This is a genomic window from Enterococcus sp. DIV0240d, assembly GCF_051711245.1.
Lineage (GTDB): Bacteria > Bacillota > Bacilli > Lactobacillales > Enterococcaceae > Enterococcus_D > Enterococcus_D casseliflavus.
This window is the reverse complement of record NZ_JBIOMG010000001.1, coordinates 1,087,738-1,108,206: the sequence shown is the minus strand read 5'-3', so window position 1 is coordinate 1,108,206 and position 20,469 is coordinate 1,087,738. Positions and strand designations below refer to the sequence as shown.

Here is a 20,469-nt window from a genome sequence, read left to right as displayed (position 1 = left end):
TGTTGAGAGAATCCATCATTCTATCGTCCATTCAATCTAATCAGAAAAGGTGATTTTCTTGTCCATTTTATTTGATCTATTGCAGCTGCTTGCCGTTATCTGTATCGCGTATTTATTGTTCACAAAAAACCATTTCCTCAAACAATTAACAGATGTTCAGAAAATGGTCTTTGTCGTCTTATGTATTTCGGTGATACTGCCGGCTCTCTACGAATTTATTACTGGTTTTGCGCAGGGATTTTGGGAACGGTTGTAACTGACGTTCCTTACAAAACACGCTGCCTTTACAAGACAAATAGATAGCTCATATCTACCACTCCTTTCTCCTTTTATTCAAGCAATGAACCAATTCTTTGGTGCTTAGAATACTAAGAAGAAAGGTTTTTTGTCTTTTTCTGTGTTGAAGTATTTTTTGATCGCAAAAAAAGAACCCCTCAAAAGAGGAGTTCTCAAGGCTTGCTTACATCATGCCGCCCATACCCATTGATGGGTCCATTGCAGGAGCTGCTGGCGCTGCTGGTTCTGGTTTGTCGGCAACGACTGCTTCAGTTGTTAACAATAATGCGGCAACAGAAGCTGCGTTTTGTAATGCAGAACGCGTCACTTTTGTTGGGTCAACGATCCCAGCTTCTAGCATGTTTACCCATTCGCCAGTTGCTGCATTGAAACCAACGCCTAAGTCAGCGTTTTTCAATTTGTCGATGATCACTGAACCTTCGTAGCCTGCATTTTCAGCAATTTGACGAACTGGTTCTTCTAAGGCACGTAAAACGATTTTGACACCTGTTGCTGCATCGCCATCTGTTTCGATTTCTGCAACTTTGTTGATGACATTGACTAAGGCAGTTCCCCCACCTGAGACCATGCCTTCTTCAACAGCGGCACGTGTTGCATTCAATGCATCTTCAATACGTAATTTCAATTCTTTCAATTCAGTTTCAGTTGGTGCCCCAACTTTGATCACAGCAACCCCACCAGCAAGTTTTGCTAAGCGTTCTTGTAGTTTTTCACGGTCAAAGTCAGAAGTTGTATCAGCGATTTGGTTTTTGATCAATTGAACGCGTGCGTCAATTGCTTCTTTTTCACCAGCACCTTCAACGATTGTTGTGTTGTCTTTATCCACAACCACTTTGCTTGCTTGACCTAAGTTATCGATGGTTGCATCTTTCAGCTCAAGGCCTAAGTCTTCAGTGATCACTGTACCACCAGTTAAGATCGCAATGTCTTCTAGCATTGCTTTACGACGGTCACCAAATCCTGGTGCTTTCACTGCGACAACATTGAATGTTCCACGGATTTTGTTCAATACAAGTGTTGGTAATGCTTCACCATCAACGTCATCAGCGATGATCAATAATGGTTTTGATTGTTGTAATATTTGTTCTAACAATGGCAAGATATCTTGGATGTTAGAGATTTTTTTGTCAGTGATCAAGATGTATGGATTTTCTAACGCTGCTTCCATTTTATCGTTGTCAGTTACCATGTATTGTGATAAGTAACCACGATCAAATTGCATTCCTTCCACAACATCTAATTCTGTTTCGATCCCTTTTGATTCTTCAATAGTGATAACACCGTCATTGCCGACTTTTTCCATTGCATCAGCGATGTATTGACCAACTTTTTCACTACCAGAAGAAACAGCACCAACTTGTGCGATTGCTTCTTTTGAATCAACGATTGATGAAATGTTGTGTAGCTCTTCTACAGCCACTTTTGTTGCCATTTCGATCCCACGACGAATACCTAATGGGTTCGCACCAGCGGTGACATTTTTCAATCCTTCACGAACGATTGCTTGTGTCAATAACGTAGCAGTCGTTGTTCCGTCACCAGCGATATCGTTTGTTTTTGAAGCGACTTCAGAAACAAGTTTTGCGCCCATGTTTTCAAAATGATCTTCTAATTCGATTTCTTTAGCGATCGTTACACCGTCATTTGTGATCAATGGTGAACCGTAAGATTTTTCTAAAACCACGTTACGACCTTTAGGGCCTAAGGTTACTTTTACTGTATCTGCTAATTTATCTACCCCACGAAGCATTGCTGCGCGTGCGTCTTCTGCAAATTTGATTTCTTTTGCCATGATTTCATCACCTCAAGTATTTTTTATTTTTCTTATTCTACTACTGCAATGATATCTTTTGCAGCAACGATCAAATATTCTGTTCCTTCATATTTCACTTCTGTGCCAGCGTATTTTTCGAACATTACTTGTTCGCCAACGTTGACAGCAACAGGAGCTTTTTCACCGTTTTCGAGCGTGCGTCCTTCGCCGACTGCAATAACGGTACCCGTTTGTGGTTTTTCTTTTGCTGCTGATGCAAGCACGATTCCGCCTACAGTTTTTTCTTCTTCTTTTGCGACTTCGATAATCACACGATCACCTAATGGTCTTAACACGATAAATCCCTCCAATGAATGTTATAGAATTTAGCATTAGCACTCTCTTGTATCGAGTGCTAACTTACAGTTTCAATATTACTCATTTTCCCAAATTTTTGCAAGCCTTTTGCTAAATTTTTTTTGCATTTCTAATTGATTGATAAATATAGTAGGATTTTTTGTTTCTAGAAGCAACCTAGTCTATAATGAAGCAAAGGAGTGTGAGGAAACAACTATGTCTTTATCAAAATATTCTTTGTCCACGATTCTTACTTACGGCATCGTCTTTTTTCTACCGATCGCCTTCGTCCCTAGCGGACATCAAGTAGCAGCAACAACGATCGGTTACTTAACTGGTGCAGCGATCATGTTTTTCTTGTATTTCAAACAAACAGAACCGCTATCGTTTGAACACAAAAAAACCAAAGTCTCAGCGATTCTTATTTACGGGCTAACCGGCATTGTCGCAGCGATTTTGTTACAAAATCTAGCCATCTTTATCGAATCCTTTTTCGGAGAAGTCAGCGCTTCGCAAAATACCGAAAACATCATTGCCATCGTGGTGCAAAACCCACTCTTTGCTCTCGCAGCAATGGTCGGTGGGCCAATTATGGAGGAATTTGTCTTCCGCAGAGCCTTAGTTGGCATCATTGGGAAATACAGCAATGTTTGGGTTGGTGTAGTGGTCAGCGCCGTAGCCTTTGCCTTTGCCCACAATGACAATCATCTCTTAGTCTATATTTTCTTAGGACTGTTCTTTTCTGGGCTTTATGCTTTGACCGGCAGTATTTGGACTTCCATGATCACCCATGTGGGAATGAACACTTTAGTTATTATTATTCAGTTATTGCTTCATTACGGCTATATCCAAATGCCCTAAAGAAAAAACGCTACGCAGAAATTTTGGGCTCTATAATTTATGGGACTGATGAATCAGAATTGATTCTTCAGCCCCATTTTCATTTTAGGTATTAAAAAACATATCGTTCTCTAGTATGATTAAATCACCACAAAATAAACAACTGAGAGGACGATATGCTATATGAATGATTCTATCAAAAAAATGCTGAGAATAATAGAGAAAGATTTGATGATTACAGAGGTCTCTTACGAGACCCTTCAGAAGAAAAAGACGTTGGTCGTCGATGCTGTTCTCTCGCCTACTCCTCGTGCTTGTAGAAGTTGTGGTTCTACTGTGGTAGATGGAAACGGGAAAGCAATTATAGTGAAAAATGGGAAGAAGGAAATGATTGTCCGTTTTGAACAATACAATCATATGCCTTTGGTTATGCGCCTAAAAAAGCAGCGCTATACCTGTAAAAACTGCCGAACCCATTGGACGGCTCAAAGTTATTTTGTCCAACCCAGACATTCAATCGCAAATCATGTGAGATATAAAATTGCTTCTTTACTGACTGAAAAAGTATCTTTATCTTTTATTGCGAAAAGCTGTCAGGTATCTTTGACCACCGTTATTCGTACATTGAAAGAGTTTAAAAGCTATTTGCCAAAACAATCTAAGAAGATTCTCCCAAGAGTATTGATGGTTGATGAATTTCGTTCTCATGCTTCCATAGAAGATAAAATGAGCTTTATTTGCGCAGATGGCGAAACAGGAAAATTAATAGATGTTTTGCCTACGCGTAAATTACCCCGATTAACAAGCTATTTCTCAGGTTGTACCAATCCAGAAGAAGTAGAATTCTTGGTGACAGACATGAACGCCGCCTACTTCCAGCTCACCAAACGTGTTCTGCCAAATGCGAAAGTAGTGATTGATCGGTTTCATATTGTCAAACACATGAATCAAGCGTTCAATGAGTTGCGTATCCGTGAAATGAATGAACTTCGTAAAGCAGGACAGAAAAGCCAAGCAGAAAAACTGAAAAAGAACTGGCGCTTTTTGCTAAAAAATCGTGCAAACATCAACCATTATGAATACAAAACATGGAAAAGTTTTCGAGCGCCAAAATACCCATTTCTTACTGAAGCAATGATGATTGATCGATTGCTTGAGTTTTCTGCGCCCCTAAAGGAGGCGTATCGCTTTTTTCATGAATTAGTTGAAGCCTTTCGAGACAAAGACCCTGACTTATTTTTCTCCTTATTGGCAGAACTTCCCGAAACGTTAGATGACGGCTTTCGAGAAAAGCTTCAAAACCTTCTGACCTATGAAGAAGGCATCACCAACGCAATGATCTATCCTTATTCCAATGGAAAAATAGAAGCGAAGAATACCCACATAAAGACAATGAAACGAGTATCCTACGGATTTAAATCATTCGAGAACATGAGAATTAGAATCTTTTTGATCAATCAATTAATCAATGTAAGATAACAAAAAAATCTGAGCCAGAATGTGGTTCATTCTGACCCAGATTTGATTTTACACAACTCATCAGTCCTTATTGACAAAGAGCCAAATTTTGCGTAACGTTTTTTTCTTTAGACCTTCGTGCCATTGGACGCAATCACTTGCTGATACCATGCAAATGAATCTTTCTTCTGACGAGCAAGGGTTCCATTTCCTTCATTGTCTTTGTCCACATAGATCACACCATAGCGTTTCTTCATTTCCCCTGTCCCCGCAGAAACCAAGTCAATGATGCCCCACGGTGTATAACCTAATAAGTCGACGCCATCATAAGCTACTGCTTCTTTCATCATTTCGATATGGGCTTTTAGGTAGTCAATACGGTAGTCATCGTGGATCTGTCCATCCTCTTCCACCGTATCCACCGCACCAAAGCCATTTTCTACAATGAAAAGCGGTAATTCGTAGCGTTCGTTAAACCAGTTCATGGCATAGCGCAAGCCTACGGGATCAATCTGCCAGCCCCATTCAGAAGCATCGACATAAGGATTGTCCACCAGATCTTGGCTCTCATCATAGTCATAGGTTGGATCATTCTCCTTGCCTTTGATCGCAAAAGACATATAGTAGCTAAAACCAATATAGTCAACACAACCTTTTGCCAAAGCTGCTTCATCTTCAGGGGTGATATCTAAATCAAATTGTTTTCTTTCAAAATAGCTGCGCATATAACTCGGATAGTGCCCACGGGCATGAACATCTGAAAACCAATAGCGCCGTTGCATGGCCACCGCGGCTGCCATCATGTCTTTGGGATCGCAAGAATACGGATAGATTGGGCACATCGCGATCATCGATCCGATTTGAAACGCAGGATTGATCGCATGTCCTAGCGCCACCGCTTTTGCACTGGCAACGAGCTCGTAATGAGCTGCTTGGTACATGAATTTTTCTCGGTCTTCTCCTTCCGTAAAGAACAGACCAGAATTGGTAAATGGCGCAAAATCTTCTTTATAGTTTGCTTGATTATTGATTTCATTGAAGGTCATCCAATACTTCACTTTCTTTTGATAGCGCGTAAAACAAACTTCTGCAAAGCGGACAAACAAATCGATCAACTTACGGTTACGCCAACCTCCGTATTCGGTCACTAAATGATAAGGCATTTCAAAGTGAGACAGGGTAATGACTGGCTCAATGCCATAGCGTAAACACTCATCGAATAATTGATCATAAAAGGCCAGGCCTTCCTCATTCGGCTCGCGCTCATCCCCCTTTGGAAAAATACGGGTCCAGGCAATCGATGTTCGGAAGCACTTCAACCCTAATTCGGCAAAAAGCTTGATGTCTTCAGGATACCGATGATAAAAATCGATCGCTTCATGATTGGGATAGCTTTCGCCCGGTTGGATACCTTCCGTGATTCGGCGAGGAATTCCGTTGCCTCCGACAGTCATGACATCAGCGACACTCACGCCTTTTCCATCCGCACGATAGCCGCCTTCCAATTGGTGAGCAGCGACTGCGCCACCCCATAAAAAATCGCTTCTTAGTTTATTCATTTCTATTCAACCTGCTTCCTTGGTATTAAACGATCTCTGTTTCTTGTTTATAGTTCAAACTATCGACCTTACGAATGAAAGGATAGTAAATAAAGAAGCCGATTGCTAAAACAACAAATTGTAAAATAGCGGTCCGAATGCCACCTACTAGAAAACCTGAAATGATCGGCGGGGTCGTCCATGGAACTTGCACAGCAGTAAATAGCGGTACGATACCGGTATAAAGTGCAAAATACGTGATCACGCCTGAAACCATCGGTGTCAAAATAAATGGTAATACCATGATTGGGTTCATGACGATCGGTGTCGCAAAAATAATTGGTTCATTGATATTAAAGAATGCCGGGATCAAGGAAAGACGTCCTAATTGTTTGAACTGCGCCGAACGGGCAAAAGCCACCATGTATAGCACGATCCCAATCGTCATTCCTGCGCCAGTTACCGTCATAAATTGATCCAAAAACTGCTGGGTCACGATGTGTCCGCCATTTTCTAATGTCAATGCTTTACCAGATTCAAGAATAGCCGTATTGGCTAATGAATTGGCTTGTAAAATTGGTCCCATGATCCCGCCCACGATCGTCGAACCGTGAACCCCAAAGAACCACAAGAATGGCACTAAGAAGCCTAGCATCATTGCACCACCAAGGGAATCCGTCACCCCTTGCATTGGACTTTGAATCACGGTGTAGATCCATTCGACCACGGTTGTTTGAAAAACTTTATCAAAGAAAATATAAATGCCTAATGCGATGGTCGTTAAAACAGCGGCTGGAATCAATGCTGTAAATGAGTTTGCGACATTGGTGGGTACTTGCTCTGGCAGTTTGATTCGGATGTCGCGTTTCAAGAACCACGTATAGCCCCAACCCACAAAAAGTCCCACTAAGATGGCACTGATCATTCCTTGTCCACCGGTCCACGTCTTATCAATGACATTTGCGATGGTCACATTTGCTTCAGCATCCGTCACACTTGACTCCATAGTTAATAAGAAAATAACTAAACCAATCATTCCTGCAGGGAGTCCTTCGTAACCTTCTGCTTTTACATATGAATAGGCGATGCCCATTACGGCGAAAAAGGCCATAATTGCAAAAGAGGCGCCATAGGCTTGGTTGAAGTATTCACCTAAGCCGCTATTCGTTACCCAATCCGCAATCGACTGGACGGGAAAGTTTGCTAATAGCAGGAAAATCGATCCTACGATTGAAAAGGGCATCGTATAGAGCATACCGTTTCTTAATGCAGTGATTGCTTTCGTATTGACAAATTTTAATATTGGGGGTAATAATTTCTCATTGATCCATTCGTTCATCTCACATCACTCCTAAAATAAAATTCCATCCACTGGCCAGTGAATTCGCTTACAAATAAATCTTAATAGATAATATTCCCCTTGCCTATAGCTTTTCCAAGTTATGAAACATGTTCCAACAAAAAAAACAGCCGAAGCTGTTTTTTTACGATCACTTAGATTTGCTTGTAGACTTGATGGGCTAAAAGTTCGATCAGTGTAATCACCGGGACTTGCGTCGTCAGATTCAAATCGACTTCTTTTCCCCCACTGACGACGGGCATATAGTAGGAAATATTGTAATCTGCCATTTGGGCGATCGTCGATTTTTCATCATTGGTGATGCTGAGTACTTTTGCCCCATACCGTTTGAAGTCCTCCGTTTGCTTGATCATTTGAATGGTTTCTCCCGAAACTGATAAAATGATCGCTAACGTATTTTCCATCCCACGAGGCGGTACTGGCAAAAAGGGATCGACGATGCTATAGGCATTGATGCCTAAATTAGCAAAATAGCGGCTGCCATAGGTGCCCAGAATGCCACTTGTGCCGATACCTGAAAACGCCACATGGCGTGCGGAAAGAATCAGTTCTACCGCTGGCTGGATAAACTTACGGTAATCTTCATTATTGACTTTTTTTAAGAATGTATTGACTTGGATCGTTGCATCATAGAAAAGATCAAACGCTCGTGCATCTTGTTCCTTTTTTTGACAGATCGCATACTTTAACTCTGAATACCCGCGATAGCCTAATTTCGTGATACATCGTAAAATCGTCGAGGTCGAGACATGGCATGCAGCTGACAATTCGCGGATCGTCAGTTGATCGATCTCTTCAAAATGCTGGACAATGTACTTATAAACAGCCATTTCAAGCTCGTTCAGACGCTTGATTTTTTCTTCATCAAACATACCTGCTGCCTCCACCCGACAATTTTATCCTTTGTTGATCGATTAGATTGCAAATAACTCCGTCGCTTTGTCAGGATCGGTATCATAGACTTCAAATGTTTCTCCAACACCTAGATCATGTTCTTTCATGGTGTTGACCATCGTTAAGTGCGCCAACTCTTTCAAGTTGTTTTCTTTACTTAAATGACCAAGATAGACCCGTTTGGTATTGTCGGTCAAGATATCCGTCATGACCAGAGCGCCATCTTCATTCGATAAGTGACCACGGTCTCCAAGAATTCGCTGTTTGAGGCTCCATGGGTAAGGGCCCATTCGCAGCATTTCTAGGTCATGGTTGCTTTCCACAAGGTACGCATCGGCGCCTTTGATAATGCCTCGTACATGATCGCTGCAATAACCGGTATCCGTCAACATCACGAATGATTTGCCGTCTTTATGGAAACGATAAAATTGCGGCGCTGCAGCATCGTGAGAGACGCCAAAGCTCTCAATGTCCAAGTCACCCAAGGTCAGCACTTTTCCCATTTCAAAGATATGTTTTTGTTCGACAGCGACGTTACCGATCATTGGATCCATCGCTTGCCATGTTTTTGTATTCGCATAGACATCAAGTTTGTATTTTCGCGCCAGTACTCCGACACCGTGGATATGATCTCGATGTTCGTGGGTCACAAGAATGGCGTCCAAATCTTCTGGTTTACGCCCTACTTCATCCAATAATGAAGTGATCTTCTTGCCGCTCAAACCGGCATCCACTAAGATCCGCTTTTTATTGCTTTCGATATAGAGCGAATTTCCTGAGCTTCCGCTGGCTAGAATACTTACTTGAAAGGCATTTTCCTTCATCATGGTTTACGTGACTTCCTCTCTGGTTGTTTCAACGAGTTCCATTATACCCGCTTTTTTATGGATTTTCTACCTTTTGAACGGCATTATTCGTGATGATCCGATTGCTAAAGGCATTGACCGTTTCGATTTGGATGGTGTCATCGCCATCTAATTGGAACGCAATAAACCATGCAGGAATATACACATTTTTTTCCCTAACCTTCAAAATCATCGTATAGGCTAATTCCGTCCAGAGAATTTTCGAGTGACTCGGCAGCTTGTTGTTTAGATAAAGCGTATTTACTGCTTCTTTTTCTGAATAAACCGTCATCTTTTCCCTTAGAGGCGTAATATTGGAGATATGTGTTTGCGTGTAACGGGCAATCTGCAATAGATCATCCGTTTGTTCTAAGGTGATATCGATTCGACTTGAGCTGTCATTGAAAGGAATGCCTTCATAGGATTGAACCGCCACCACGGTCGGATGATTGGCGTTCAAGACAGAGAGGTTTTCCAAATAGTCATATTCATCCCCAAACAGGACTTGATCTTTTCGTTGCAAAAAACCATTGACGGTTTCTTCCGTTTGGGAATCATCACTGATGTAAAAGCCATTGGTTGAGACATGGATCAACTGCTGCCCTTTGACCGTCGACCCTCTTTTGAACTGCGTATTGAGTTGCGGATTTCGTAACTCCACATCAAAATCCGTCTGTTCACCGCTCAAATAATAGCCACTCAAGACCTCATCTGATAATTCGCCAGAATACCGAATGTCCTCAGACTCGAGGCGTTGTTCGATAGGAATCGTTTGGTTTGATTGTGAAACCATCTGATGCTCGCTGCGAGCCTCACTGTAAACATTGAATAAAAAGACGTTCAGACCAAGAAAAGCGAGGAAAAAAATCCATTCGATTCGTTTAAAATCCAATTAATTCTCCTCCGTTTCTGCTAATTTTGTCATTAATGCATCATAACTGATCCAAGACGAGTCATAATTGACATACCAAGCAGGCGTCAAATCAACGAGTGGTGCATCTTTGATCTCCCCCCATTGATAGCCAACGATGATCTGTTGCAATAATTCCGGATCAGCCCCTGCCGCAATCAGCTCATTTTTGACTGACAAACTAGAGGGCAATTCAATCTCGGTTTCAGAAGGAATCGGCACTTGAATCGCGTTCAAACTGGCAGAAATCGTCATTTCCCGACTGCCGGTCTGACCACTTTCTGAAAAAGCCACACTGATCACCCCTTGACCACCCGTACTAAAGACTGGATAGCCTTCAACGAAGACCCGATAATCCAAGTGCTTGTCTTGTTGATCAAAATAGCGAATCGTCCCAAAATTGTTGCCTAAACGAATAATATAATCCGCACTCAACATCGCCAGGTCCGTTTCATCGGAACCGTCTGTGGTAGTTTCAAACTTGACTTGCTGCTGATCTTGCAAGACCGTCATGTTTTGCCCACCTTCATAATAGTAGGTATCGACACTTTCATCATTGATCTTGACGTTTTTAGGATTGCTGAAAAAGGCTTCTCGAAACAAGCTCTGAGATTGGGTCGAAGAATAGTAGCTGTATTTTTTCAGCTTAATCGAATCCTGCGTATAATATTGCTTGCTGGATCGTTCTTCATCTGCCACCATTGTCGTCCATTCCCGAGGGTTGTCTGCTAGTAAGTGTTTTACTTGGCTTTTGTCCCAGTCGATTTTGCCTCGCACCACTCGTTGATGGGTAAAATCAACAAATTGGATCGTGTTTTCTTCAAAGTCAAACTGGATGCGGGAAAACGGAAAATCCTCTGTTTCACTTTCGTCCTCTAAGGACAGCTCTTTTTCAAAGGTTTTCTCATAATCTTTCAAGTAAAACGTCGTATAGTAGTTTAAGGACACCCCTTGATTGACTTCTTGGGCTTTTGAAAAAGCTTGTTCCTCGCCATAGGTCCGCAGCGTCAAATCACTGATCGTTGCCTCATTGATCACCTCTTGGATCTCTCGAATCACCGCTTCAGAGTTGGTTTCTTTGATCGCGTCCTCGTCATTCCAAGTCAAATACAGGGGCAAAAACAAATCGCTTTTTTGTTTGTAGGTTTGAACCGAAGGATTGACGCCGGTATCTGTTTCCGTGCTGGCATTGTTGAACCCAGTCGGATTCAGCCAAATCATATAGGAGAAATAAAAACTCAAGGCGATCATCACGATCAAGCCTACACGAATGATTTTTTCTGAGATTCTCATACCCACCAATCCTCCTCATACGGTTCATACGGCAACATGATGTAAAATGTTGACCCGCGATTTTCTCGACTTTCCGCCCAAATCGCACCGCCATGAGCTTTGATGACTTCTCGTGAGATCGCCAATCCTAAGCCAGTACCTCCTTGCTGACGGGCACGAGCTTTGTCGACTCGGTAAAAACGATCAAAGATCTTCGTGAGATCTTTTTTCGGAATCCCTAGTCCTTGGTCATTGATGCTAAGTACGATGTTGTTATGGGTCTCCATCAATTTCACCGTAATGATCCCGCCATCTGGCGAATATTTGATGGCATTATTCATGATGTTATCGATCACTTGGATCATTTTATCGGTGTCGACTTCCACCCACAATTCTCGTTTAGTGAACTCCCGACGAATCAAGTATTTTTTGCTTTCATTCGTCACCATCATGTCAAAACGATCCAACACGAAATTGACCATCTCATTGAAGTTGATGTATTCCAGCTGCAGTTGCGAATTGCCGCTATCCATCCGCGACAGACTCAACAAGTCATTGATCATCCGAATCATTCGATCCGTTTCATCCAACGTCACTTTCAAAAAGTTCGGCGCAATTTCCGGGTCTTTCCAAGCACCCTCACTCAACGCTTCGATGTAGCTGCGCATACTCGTTAATGGTGTCCGTAACTCATGAGAAACGTTGGAAACGAACTCTCGCCGTTCCTGTTCATTTTTTTCTTGCTCTGTAACATCGTGCATCACCGCAACTAACCCAGAAATAAAGCCAGACTCCCGACGAATCATGGAGAAATCGATACGCAAAATCATATTTGTTCCCGTCAAATCATTGCTAGGACGCTCCAACAGCATGTCTTCAGGATTTTCCAAAAGCTTTCGTAACGTGTATTCTTCATCGATTTCCAATAACGTCAAAATCGACTGCCCGATCGCTTCTTCGTTGCTGACATTTAACAAGGACATCGCCATCTCATTGATGGTAATGACTTTGCCTCGTCGGTCGGTGGCAACAACGCCGTCTGTCATGTGAGACAAGACGCTGTCCAAGCGGTTTCGCTCAGATTCCATCGCCTCTTGAGTCTCTTCGATTCGTTCTCCTAGTTGATTAAAGGTCTCCGCCAGTTGCCCCAATTCATCTTTTCCATGAATCGCGACCTTGCGGCTATAATCTCCTTTGGCGATGCGAATCGCTTGTTCGCGCATCTCTCCGATCGGTTGGGTGATGGAACGAGAGACCAATAGTGCCACAATGATCGAAATCACTGCCGCAATCAGCGAGGCTGTCACAAAAATGACCGCAGTCGTACTGACTTCATTGTATTTTGACTCAAGATTGCTCCGTAAATAAAGGGTTCCTAAAACGGTATCCCCTGTCGGAGATTGGATCGACTGCACGATATTGAACACCCGCTGGCCGCTGGATTCATCATAGAGGACTTCACTGCGGTTCGTATCGTAATCACGGTAATCATTTTTTTCTCCCACCGAGCCACGATCATTGATATTGGTGGTTGCACGAATGATCCCTTGCTCATCCACCACCCGCATCTCCAAAATTTCCGATGAGTTGGTACTCGTTAAGATTCGATTCAAGGAAGCATTCATGGAATCCCAATCTAAACCGTCATCATTATCCATTCGACTCAATTCAGAGCCTAATGTTACCACTAACGTGCTGGCACGTGCCTCCATGTCGCGTTTGAAGGCATCGACCGTTGTTCTTTCCAATTCGCGAATAAAATACGCCCCGATAATCTGGATCGCAATCAATAAGATCAAGATAAAAGTCAGGGCGATTTTGAAGTTCACCGATTGAAAAAAGCGAACTTTATTTTTCATAGCTTATTCCTGTTCTGGGTTCCGCAAGTAATAGCCCACTCCGCGACGAGTAACCAAATAATTTGGATGGCTCGGGCTGTCTTCGATTTTTTCACGTAAACGACGCACCGTCACGTCAACGGTCCGGACATCACCAAAGTAGTCATAGCCCCAAACCGTTTGCAATAAATGCTCCCGGGTCATCACTTGACCAAGATGTTTTGCCAAGTAGTGCATCAATTCAAACTCCCGGTGCGTCAATTCGATGGCTGCACCATTTTTAGTGACCATGTACGCATCAGGATGAATGGTTAAATCACCAATCGTTAATTCGCTGTTGGCGTTATCGTCTGCTTCCTTCGCAGCTGCCGAGCCGCGACGCAGATTGGCTTTGACGCGGGCCACCAATTCCCGGTTTGAAAATGGTTTGGTTACATAATCGTCCGCACCAAGCTCGAGGCCTAGTACTTTATCGATTTCAGAATCTTTGGCTGTGACCATGATGATCGGCATGTCATGGGTTTTGCGCACTTCCCGTGCAACTTCCAACCCATCCATTTTTGGTAGCATCAAATCAAGCAAAATCAGATCAGGATCGACCTCGGCTACTTTTTCTAATGCCTCTTCTCCATCATAGGCGGTATATACTTCATATCCTTCTTTGGTTAAATTAAATTTGACGATATCAGAAATTGGTTTCTCATCGTCCACGACTAGGATCTTTTTCAAAAATGTCACCTCAATTTTTTTTGGTTTCTTACTTATTATACATTATTTAAACGGGCTTTTCATCTTTCCCAAAAACCGCGGCCTTATTCTTAAGGAAAGCACAAAAAAAGAAAGGCACGGGGCCTTTCTTTTTTACTCTTCTAAAAGCTGGATACCGATCCCTAACAACCCAGGACCCGTGTGGACGACTAATGCGGGAGAAATTTGTCCAAATAAGATTTCTTTGACCTTAGGAAATTCGGCTTCTAATCGTGCTTTCATCTCTTTGGCTTCTTGCAGTGCATCACCTTGCGCCACGGCTAAACGCACATGGCGATGATCACCGATGAATTGCTTGATCAAGTCAACGGTTTTGTCCAAGCTTTTCTTCCGTCCACGAGATTTTGCGACCGTATAGTAGATCCCTTCTTCATTACAAGAGATAATTGGATTCAATTTCAAGGCATTGCCTAAGATAGATGCAACCAGACCGATCCGGCCGCCTTTTTGTAAATACTCTAAGGTAGCTACGTTGAAAAAGACTTTGTTTTTTGGCACTTCATTCGTTAATTGTGCCCGCAGTTCTTCCCAAGTCACGCCTTTTTCTAACAGTTCTGCTGCACGAATCGCTTGCAGCCCTGCACCGATCCCGATATTTTTCGTATCAAGCACGAAAACCTCAAGATCCGTCCGTTGTTCACCCAACAGGCGAACGACGTTAAACGTTCCGCTCAATCCGCTGGAGATGGTTACGGCAAAGACTTTCTCATACCCATCGCCTTTGATCCGATCAAAGATTTCCCCGATCGCAGCACCGTCAGGTAACGAGGTACTAGGGATCTCTTGCGGCAAGCGCTCGTAGATTTCTTCCGCAGTAATATCAACTTTATCGGTATAGGTCCGATCCTTGTAGATTATTTGCAATGGCAGCATATACATGCCGTATTGCTCCATGATCTGTGCGGGAACATCGGTACCTGAATCAACTAATAGGGCAATTTTCTCTTTATTCATGGGCTTCTCCTTTATGTGTTTCTAAATAAATGACTTCTAATTCAATCGTTTTTTCTGCCAATAGTTTGTTGGCAAAGGAACGCGTCGCACCTTTCATGGCTACTAATTCAATTGGGATCGGTTCCGACGTCATTTGTTCGGGTTCTCCCATCGCTTCTTTGCCGACAAGGTGGATCGCTTTTTCTTGTTCTTCACAAAATACATTGTAGGCATTTCTGATGCCGACAACTTTCCCTTGAAAAAGGATCCCCGTCTTTATTTCAGGAATCGTCAGCACTTGCTTGAGCATCGTGATCGCAATCAAAAATGCGAGATGCTTTTGATTGTAACGTTTCTTCTCTGGTGCTGGAATCATCCCTTTTTTGACATAATTATTGACCATGGAAGAGGTCAATAGCGGATGCTTTTCCGTTTGGATCACCGGCGATAAATATTGATCGATCAATGTGATCACCTGATCCATATACAGTTCCAGCGTTGGCAATTCTTCCCATCTCGGCAGGTGGAATTTCAGCAATGAATTGCCCCAATTTTTCATGTCTGCTTGTAATTTTTCCATGTTATCCTCCATTTTGACGAACAGAAGGTTAGATTATCACAAACTAATCATCTAGTTTTGATAACTAGATACATTTTATCACGGTTTTCTTAGTTTTTAAAGCAATCTGATCAATCTTTTAAGAATTTCCTATCATTTGAATTTGGGAAACAAATGGTGTTTTATTAAGATAACGCCAGTTTCTCAACTGAAAAAGCGCATATTTTTTTCAAAAGAATGATTGATTTTTCAACAATGGAGTGCTAAGATAATGAAGTACTTTTGGTACGGGCCGTTAGCTCAGTTGGTAGAGCAGCTGACTCTTAATCACCTGCCCTCTTATGTAGAGGTATGTTTATAAAAGTTGATATGTAGAGGTTTTAATGAGGTTTACTTAGTTGATAATCTTCAAGCCATTTTATTGCCAACAATTTGCCAACAAAATGACAGATTTTTTTTTAATAGTAATCGTTCAAAGACTTGCCATTCAATTTTGATCAAGTCTTTTTTGTTATTTATTTTTTGAATCCAAATGTATTAGCTAAATTTTCTGCAGAAGCATATTTAAAGCTTGGATCAAGGTGTGCGTAAAGATTAGCAGTTGTCGTATAAGAGGCATGACCAAGCCACTCTTGAACCTTCTTCATGTGCTCACCATTTCCAATCATTATAGAAGCGGTTGTGTGTCTCAAATCGTGGAATCGTATCCTTTTTATATTGTTTCTCTTGATTACCTTCGCAAATCGTTTGGAAACGAAATCTGGTCTTATGATATTGCCATTTTCCATGGTAAAGAGGTAATCGTCGTCTTCGTAATTATATTCAGCTCCGAAAAGCTTTTTATTTTTTTCCTTCCACCTAGCTAATTTCACTAACTCCTCTTCAACTGTTTCTATTAAAGGAACAGAACGATAGCTGGAAGCATTTTTAGTTCTGTCTTCTTTAAGAACAGTTGTTAAGTCTTCTTTATTTTCCAAAACTACATGTTTAATGGTAATCGTCTTATTCACAAAATCAATCGCATCCCATTTAAGCCCTAAAACTTCACTTCTCCTAAATCCATAAAATACTGTTAATAGAATTATTGGATAGAGCTTCTCACCTTTGAATATTTGAAGTAGTTTTAGCACATCATCCTTTGTGTAAAAGTTTGGCACGAAGGAGTCCTTTTTTGGTCTACGTACACGGTCAGCAATATTTTTATCTATCTGTTCTGTCATAAAAGCTTCCTGTAAAGCTTTTCTAATAAAGGCGTGATAGTGTAGAGCAGTATTTCCAGTGCACCCATCGTCTAATATTTTTTGATAGAACCTTTGCAAGTGGACCGGTTTTAAATCAGATAACATAATTCCACTTGGTCCAAAATAATCCTTTATCCTGATATCGATGTAACGTTTATAACTAAAGTAAGACGTTTTAGACAGTTGTGGTTTAGCAGTTTCAAGATAACTATATAGGTAATCGACAAAAGGTGTTTCGGTTCTTTCCTGTTTTAAAACAAGATAATCCTCTTATTTCATAGCAATTTCTTGCTCAATCTCAGATATAAATTGGTCTTTTATTCTTTCAGCTCTTTTTTTATTTCCTTTCTTTTTTAGTTTGGTATCTCTCCATCGTTGAGAAGTTTTTCCAAAATCATCTTTTATTGTTACAACAACTTGGAGAGTTCCTCTTTTTTCTACAATATTCGCTCGTAATTTCAATTCAAATCCTCCTAAAACTGAAAAAAGCAAGCAGCTATGGAAAACGCAATTCTAACACCTTTATTATACCATAGCCTGCGTATGCTCATCTGCCACATTTTGGGCATCTTGTAAGTATTCGATCACACACTTTTTAGGAATCTTGTAGTTGCTGCCTATCTTGACATGTTTTATCTTGTTCGCTTTTAGTAACCCATAAGCTTTATTTCTACCTATCCCTCCTAACATTTCTCTCAATTCATTTATTCCAACCAGATCTTTATAGTTCTCAAACATGACGTCATAAATGTTTCGATCCATTTTTACCTCCTAAAAAAACCATAGATTATTGTTGCCAACATTTTAAAATAGTGATACTATATCAAAGTAATAAATTTTGGGCCATTAGCTTAGTTGGTAGAGCACTTGACTCTTAATCAAGGTGTCGAAGGTTCGAGTCCTTCATGGCCCATTGGGTGCCAAACCCACGGAACAGGTAAATGTTGGTGCGAAAGCATTTCGAAAACATTTATGCTGTTCCTTTTTTTATTTTAAACATTTTCTAAACCACCTTGGAAAAGGTACACAGGAGTCTCCTCCTCCCCCTGTTCATCAGCGGGACGCTTACGTGAGTATCATTATCTTCAACAATTATCTCTTTGCCTAAAGTTTCCATGCTTTAGTCACAACTTTTGATCTATCGCTCCTTCAAATCTAAGAGATCTTGGCGCCAAAAGTTGCCTGCTACTTAATCACTGAAAAGAATTTAGAAAATGGGCTATTCTGTTATCAATGAGCAATAAAAGAACGAAAGCGTTCCTTTCTAAAATAGTTTTACCAAATTTTTTTCAGAAGATATATAAGTACAGGCTAGAATGACACATATTGAAAAGTAGATGATCCAAAACACAAAGACTAGTGATTCTAAAAGAATAGTATGCCCCCTATCTTCAATTAATTGTTAGTGACTAAAGACACCACTAGATAAATTTATCGTTCACTTTGATTTTCTTCTATATTGATAATATCCCCTATATGCTCGCTCAACATTAATCTGAGCATCATCGTGCATCCTCTTAAGATAGTTGCTTTGCAAATTACTATAAGATATAGATACTAGCTTTTCTTTCACCAAGTATTCATAAATAGTTTTAGATCTAGTTGGAATACCTTTTTCTTTAAAAAAAGAAGCTATATATAACGAAATAATGTCATAATTATTCTTATATTTTTGGTAATCATTCTCTCTTATATATTCTTCATAAACTCTCTCCTGCGAAACTTTCTTGTCGTAGTCAAATCTATGATTCTTTAACAAAACATATTCTTTTGATAAAGTAACAATCTCATCCTTGATTTCTATTATACGAGCTTCTATTTCTCTACTTCCCATATCACTTTCACCTCTAAATAGTTAAGCTATGCTCTTTCCAAGAATTAAAATAATTTTGTCTATATTCTTTTGGAGATACCCCAGTTTCCCTTTTAAAAAAAATAGTAAATGCACTAGCGTTAAAGAAACCAGTTTTCTCGCCAATCTCAAAAATTTTTTCATCTGTCGATTCCAACAAATTTTTCGCCAACGTAATTTTGATATCATTAATTAAATCCTGAGGCACTTTATTTATTTTATTCATACAAAATCGATTTAAAGTTGGTTTAGACATATGCATAAACTCCGCCAAGTCACTAACGGTCAAATTTCCAGATAAATTCTCTTGTATAAATGCTATTAATTTAAATATTTCAAAGTATTCTTTCAGCGTTGAAAGATTCAATCTAAATGTCTTTCTTATTATCATTTCGATAGCGGGATTCACTACATACGTTCGATCTCTCGTTTCAAACCTTGTAAAAAGTAATTGAATTAAGCTAGATAACTCTTGATTGATTATCAGATCAATTTTTTTAATATAGTTTGAAGAAGGCTCGCAGAACAAATTCAACTCGACAATAATGATTTGATTCAATAGGCTCTGCGAAAGATATTGAAAAATCATATGAGATTCTATCAGAATTATTTCCACCTCAGATTTCTCCATGTACAGTCCTTTCTTCGTCAACAGGATAGCCCAACCATTTTCGCAATGATCATTTGGAGAATAGTTATTACCATTTGTATAATAGATGTTTTTGATTTCTATCATTCTTTTCACCCTCCTACATTATGCTACTAAATTTATTTGTAGAAGTTGACATATTCTGTGCCTGTTTATCAACTTCTTAATCCACTTTTATCATATAAAACAAATAACTAAAACGATTTCAAACAATGATGATTAAAAATGCAAAATTATTGATTCGAATTACAAATTATTATTTTAACTTCTAAATATTTCAATCCATCAATGTTATATTATCAGTATATATTTTTTCTTTATTACGTAATTTAATACACAATCCAAAATTCAATAAAATATATCACTTATTAAGAAATAGCACAGATTAAAAATCTGTATAAATGAATTAAAAATAACTTCTAACTTTAATTATCAGAATTTCACGTCTGCTCAAGAAGTCCTGCAAAAAATACTTTTTAACAATCAAATAATGTAGCAGAATTTTCGAACGTCTAAAGCTCACTGTTTAAAAGTTAATTGAAGCCTTTACAGATACAGACCCGAATTTATTCTTTCTTCTTGTTTGTTAAACTTCCCCAAACTTTGTATAACGGTTTTCGAGTAAATCTTCTAACATAAGTAGAAAAAGTCATCACTAATGCGATGATTTATCCTCATTCTAAAAGAAAAATAAATGATAACAATTCCCATACAAAGACAATAATACGAGTATCCCACGGATTTGAATCATCTAGGAAATTGAGAATCAAGAGCTTTTTAATAATAAGTTGTTCAATGTTGGAAAACAAAAAATCTGAGCCAGAATTAGGTTCATCTGACACAGATTTTATTTTGGACAACTAATCAATCCTTAATAACTAAGGTCTTTTGATCATGTAATAAATTCCAATCTACTTATTATGACATGACTGGGAAACTCAAAATCCAATATTTCACGTATTAAAAAGTTATTTCTGCATTACTTTTAAAATCATTGTTTATGCTTTGTGAAATCCTGGAATGTAAAAAGTTAGAATTCATGCTAAACAAAGGCCAATTTTTTAATGTTCTTTGTTTTGATTTCATATTCTTCCGCCATTGACTT

The 20,469-nt window shown here is 40.0% G+C and carries 20 protein-coding genes, 1 tRNA gene and 1 pseudogene; 4 read left to right on the top strand and 18 right to left on the bottom strand.

Translation table 11 applies throughout. The features are described 5' to 3' along the window. The first annotated feature begins 58 nt into the window (after positions 1-58). Complete coding sequence (locus IGJ25_RS05265) at positions 59-256, top strand: hypothetical protein (protein ID WP_081117221.1); 198 nt, start codon at positions 59-61, stop codon at positions 254-256. Positions 257-460: 204 nt separating this feature from the next. Here the strand turns inward: IGJ25_RS05265 and groL are convergent, their stop codons facing one another. After that, positions 461-2,089, bottom strand: coding sequence for a chaperonin GroEL (gene groL / locus IGJ25_RS05260; protein WP_005237384.1), 1,629 nt, complete (start codon positions 2,087-2,089; stop codon positions 461-463). 32 nt (positions 2,090-2,121) lie between these two features. Further along, positions 2,122-2,406 carry a co-chaperone GroES gene (gene groES, locus IGJ25_RS05255; RefSeq protein ID WP_005225291.1) on the bottom strand — a complete coding sequence of 95 codons (285 nt, stop codon included), beginning with the start codon at positions 2,404-2,406 and terminating at the stop codon, positions 2,122-2,124. Between the two features lie 217 nt (positions 2,407-2,623). Between groES and IGJ25_RS05250 the strand changes: the two genes are divergently transcribed. Continuing rightward, positions 2,624-3,268 carry a CPBP family intramembrane glutamic endopeptidase gene (locus tag IGJ25_RS05250; protein ID WP_225001348.1) on the top strand — a complete coding sequence of 215 codons (645 nt, stop codon included), beginning with the start codon at positions 2,624-2,626 and terminating at the stop codon, positions 3,266-3,268. Between the two features lie 162 nt (positions 3,269-3,430). After that, a complete protein-coding gene (locus tag IGJ25_RS05245) occupies positions 3,431-4,726 on the top strand; it encodes an ISL3-like element ISEfa11 family transposase (protein WP_225001138.1) in 1,296 nt (431 codons plus the stop codon). A 107-nt stretch (positions 4,727-4,833) separates the two neighbouring features. Here IGJ25_RS05245 and IGJ25_RS05240 read toward each other — a convergent pair whose 3' ends face one another. The 14 genes and pseudogenes from IGJ25_RS05240 to IGJ25_RS05175 form a co-directional block, all read right to left on the bottom strand. Then, positions 4,834-6,264: a 6-phospho-beta-glucosidase gene (locus IGJ25_RS05240; RefSeq protein ID WP_081117222.1), complete on the bottom strand. Its 1,431-nt coding sequence runs from the start codon at positions 6,262-6,264 to the stop codon at positions 4,834-4,836. Positions 6,265-6,289: 25 nt separating this feature from the next. Continuing rightward, positions 6,290-7,582 (bottom strand): PTS sugar transporter subunit IIC, encoded by a 1,293-nt coding sequence (locus tag IGJ25_RS05235; RefSeq protein WP_005225288.1) that lies wholly within the window; start codon positions 7,580-7,582, stop codon positions 6,290-6,292. Positions 7,583-7,737: 155 nt separating this feature from the next. Then, positions 7,738-8,475, bottom strand: a complete 738-nt coding sequence (locus tag IGJ25_RS05230) for a MurR/RpiR family transcriptional regulator (RefSeq protein ID WP_010747610.1) — start codon at positions 8,473-8,475, stop codon at positions 7,738-7,740. A gap of 42 nt (positions 8,476-8,517) precedes the next feature. Then, positions 8,518-9,324 carry an MBL fold metallo-hydrolase gene (locus IGJ25_RS05225; protein ID WP_005231151.1) on the bottom strand — a complete coding sequence of 269 codons (807 nt, stop codon included), beginning with the start codon at positions 9,322-9,324 and terminating at the stop codon, positions 8,518-8,520. A 55-nt stretch (positions 9,325-9,379) separates the two neighbouring features. Next, complete coding sequence (locus tag IGJ25_RS05220) at positions 9,380-10,234, bottom strand: two-component system regulatory protein YycI (RefSeq protein ID WP_005225285.1); 855 nt, start codon at positions 10,232-10,234, stop codon at positions 9,380-9,382. Further along, a complete protein-coding gene (locus IGJ25_RS05215; RefSeq protein ID WP_225001446.1) occupies positions 10,235-11,545 on the bottom strand; it encodes a YycH family regulatory protein in 1,311 nt (436 codons plus the stop codon). Then, positions 11,542-13,383, bottom strand: coding sequence for a cell wall metabolism sensor histidine kinase WalK (walK, locus tag IGJ25_RS05210; RefSeq protein WP_005225283.1), 1,842 nt, complete (start codon positions 13,381-13,383; stop codon positions 11,542-11,544). The genes IGJ25_RS05215 and walK overlap by 4 nt, the downstream gene beginning before the upstream one ends. A 3-nt stretch (positions 13,384-13,386) precedes the next feature. Next, a complete protein-coding gene (gene yycF / locus IGJ25_RS05205; RefSeq protein ID WP_010747607.1) occupies positions 13,387-14,091 on the bottom strand; it encodes a response regulator YycF in 705 nt (234 codons plus the stop codon). Positions 14,092-14,223: 132 nt separating this feature from the next. Further along, the gene (locus IGJ25_RS05200) at positions 14,224-15,084 is read right to left on the bottom strand and encodes a DegV family protein (RefSeq protein WP_010747606.1); all 861 of its coding nucleotides are present in this window, start codon (positions 15,082-15,084) and stop codon (positions 14,224-14,226) included. Next, complete coding sequence (locus tag IGJ25_RS05195) at positions 15,077-15,643, bottom strand: DUF1836 domain-containing protein (protein ID WP_010747605.1); 567 nt, start codon at positions 15,641-15,643, stop codon at positions 15,077-15,079. Before IGJ25_RS05195 ends, IGJ25_RS05200 begins: the two co-directional genes overlap by 8 nt. A gap of 494 nt (positions 15,644-16,137) precedes the next feature. Further along, on the bottom strand, positions 16,138-16,842 hold the full coding sequence (locus IGJ25_RS05190; RefSeq protein WP_263638934.1) for a tyrosine-type recombinase/integrase: 705 nt from the start codon (positions 16,840-16,842) through the stop codon (positions 16,138-16,140). Positions 16,843-16,872: 30 nt separating this feature from the next. Continuing rightward, a pseudogene (locus tag IGJ25_RS05185) lies at positions 16,873-17,046 on the bottom strand (tyrosine-type recombinase/integrase); the annotation flags it as partial. 87 nt (positions 17,047-17,133) lie between these two features. After that, on the bottom strand, positions 17,134-17,325 hold the full coding sequence (locus IGJ25_RS05180) for a hypothetical protein (protein ID WP_225001445.1): 192 nt from the start codon (positions 17,323-17,325) through the stop codon (positions 17,134-17,136). 63 nt (positions 17,326-17,388) lie between these two features. After that, complete coding sequence (locus IGJ25_RS05175) at positions 17,389-17,625, bottom strand: helix-turn-helix domain-containing protein (RefSeq protein ID WP_010747603.1); 237 nt, start codon at positions 17,623-17,625, stop codon at positions 17,389-17,391. Positions 17,626-17,703: 78 nt separating this feature from the next. Between IGJ25_RS05175 and IGJ25_RS05170 the strand changes: the two genes are divergently transcribed. Beyond that, positions 17,704-17,776, top strand: a tRNA-Lys gene (locus IGJ25_RS05170). Positions 17,777-18,301: 525 nt separating this feature from the next. Here the strand turns inward: IGJ25_RS05170 and IGJ25_RS05165 are convergent. Beyond that, the gene (locus tag IGJ25_RS05165) at positions 18,302-18,697 is read right to left on the bottom strand and encodes a hypothetical protein (protein ID WP_225001444.1); all 396 of its coding nucleotides are present in this window, start codon (positions 18,695-18,697) and stop codon (positions 18,302-18,304) included. Positions 18,698-18,710: 13 nt separating this feature from the next. Then, positions 18,711-19,451: a helix-turn-helix domain-containing protein gene (locus tag IGJ25_RS05160; protein WP_010747601.1), complete on the bottom strand. Its 741-nt coding sequence runs from the start codon at positions 19,449-19,451 to the stop codon at positions 18,711-18,713. Positions 19,452-20,469 lie beyond the last annotated feature (1,018 nt).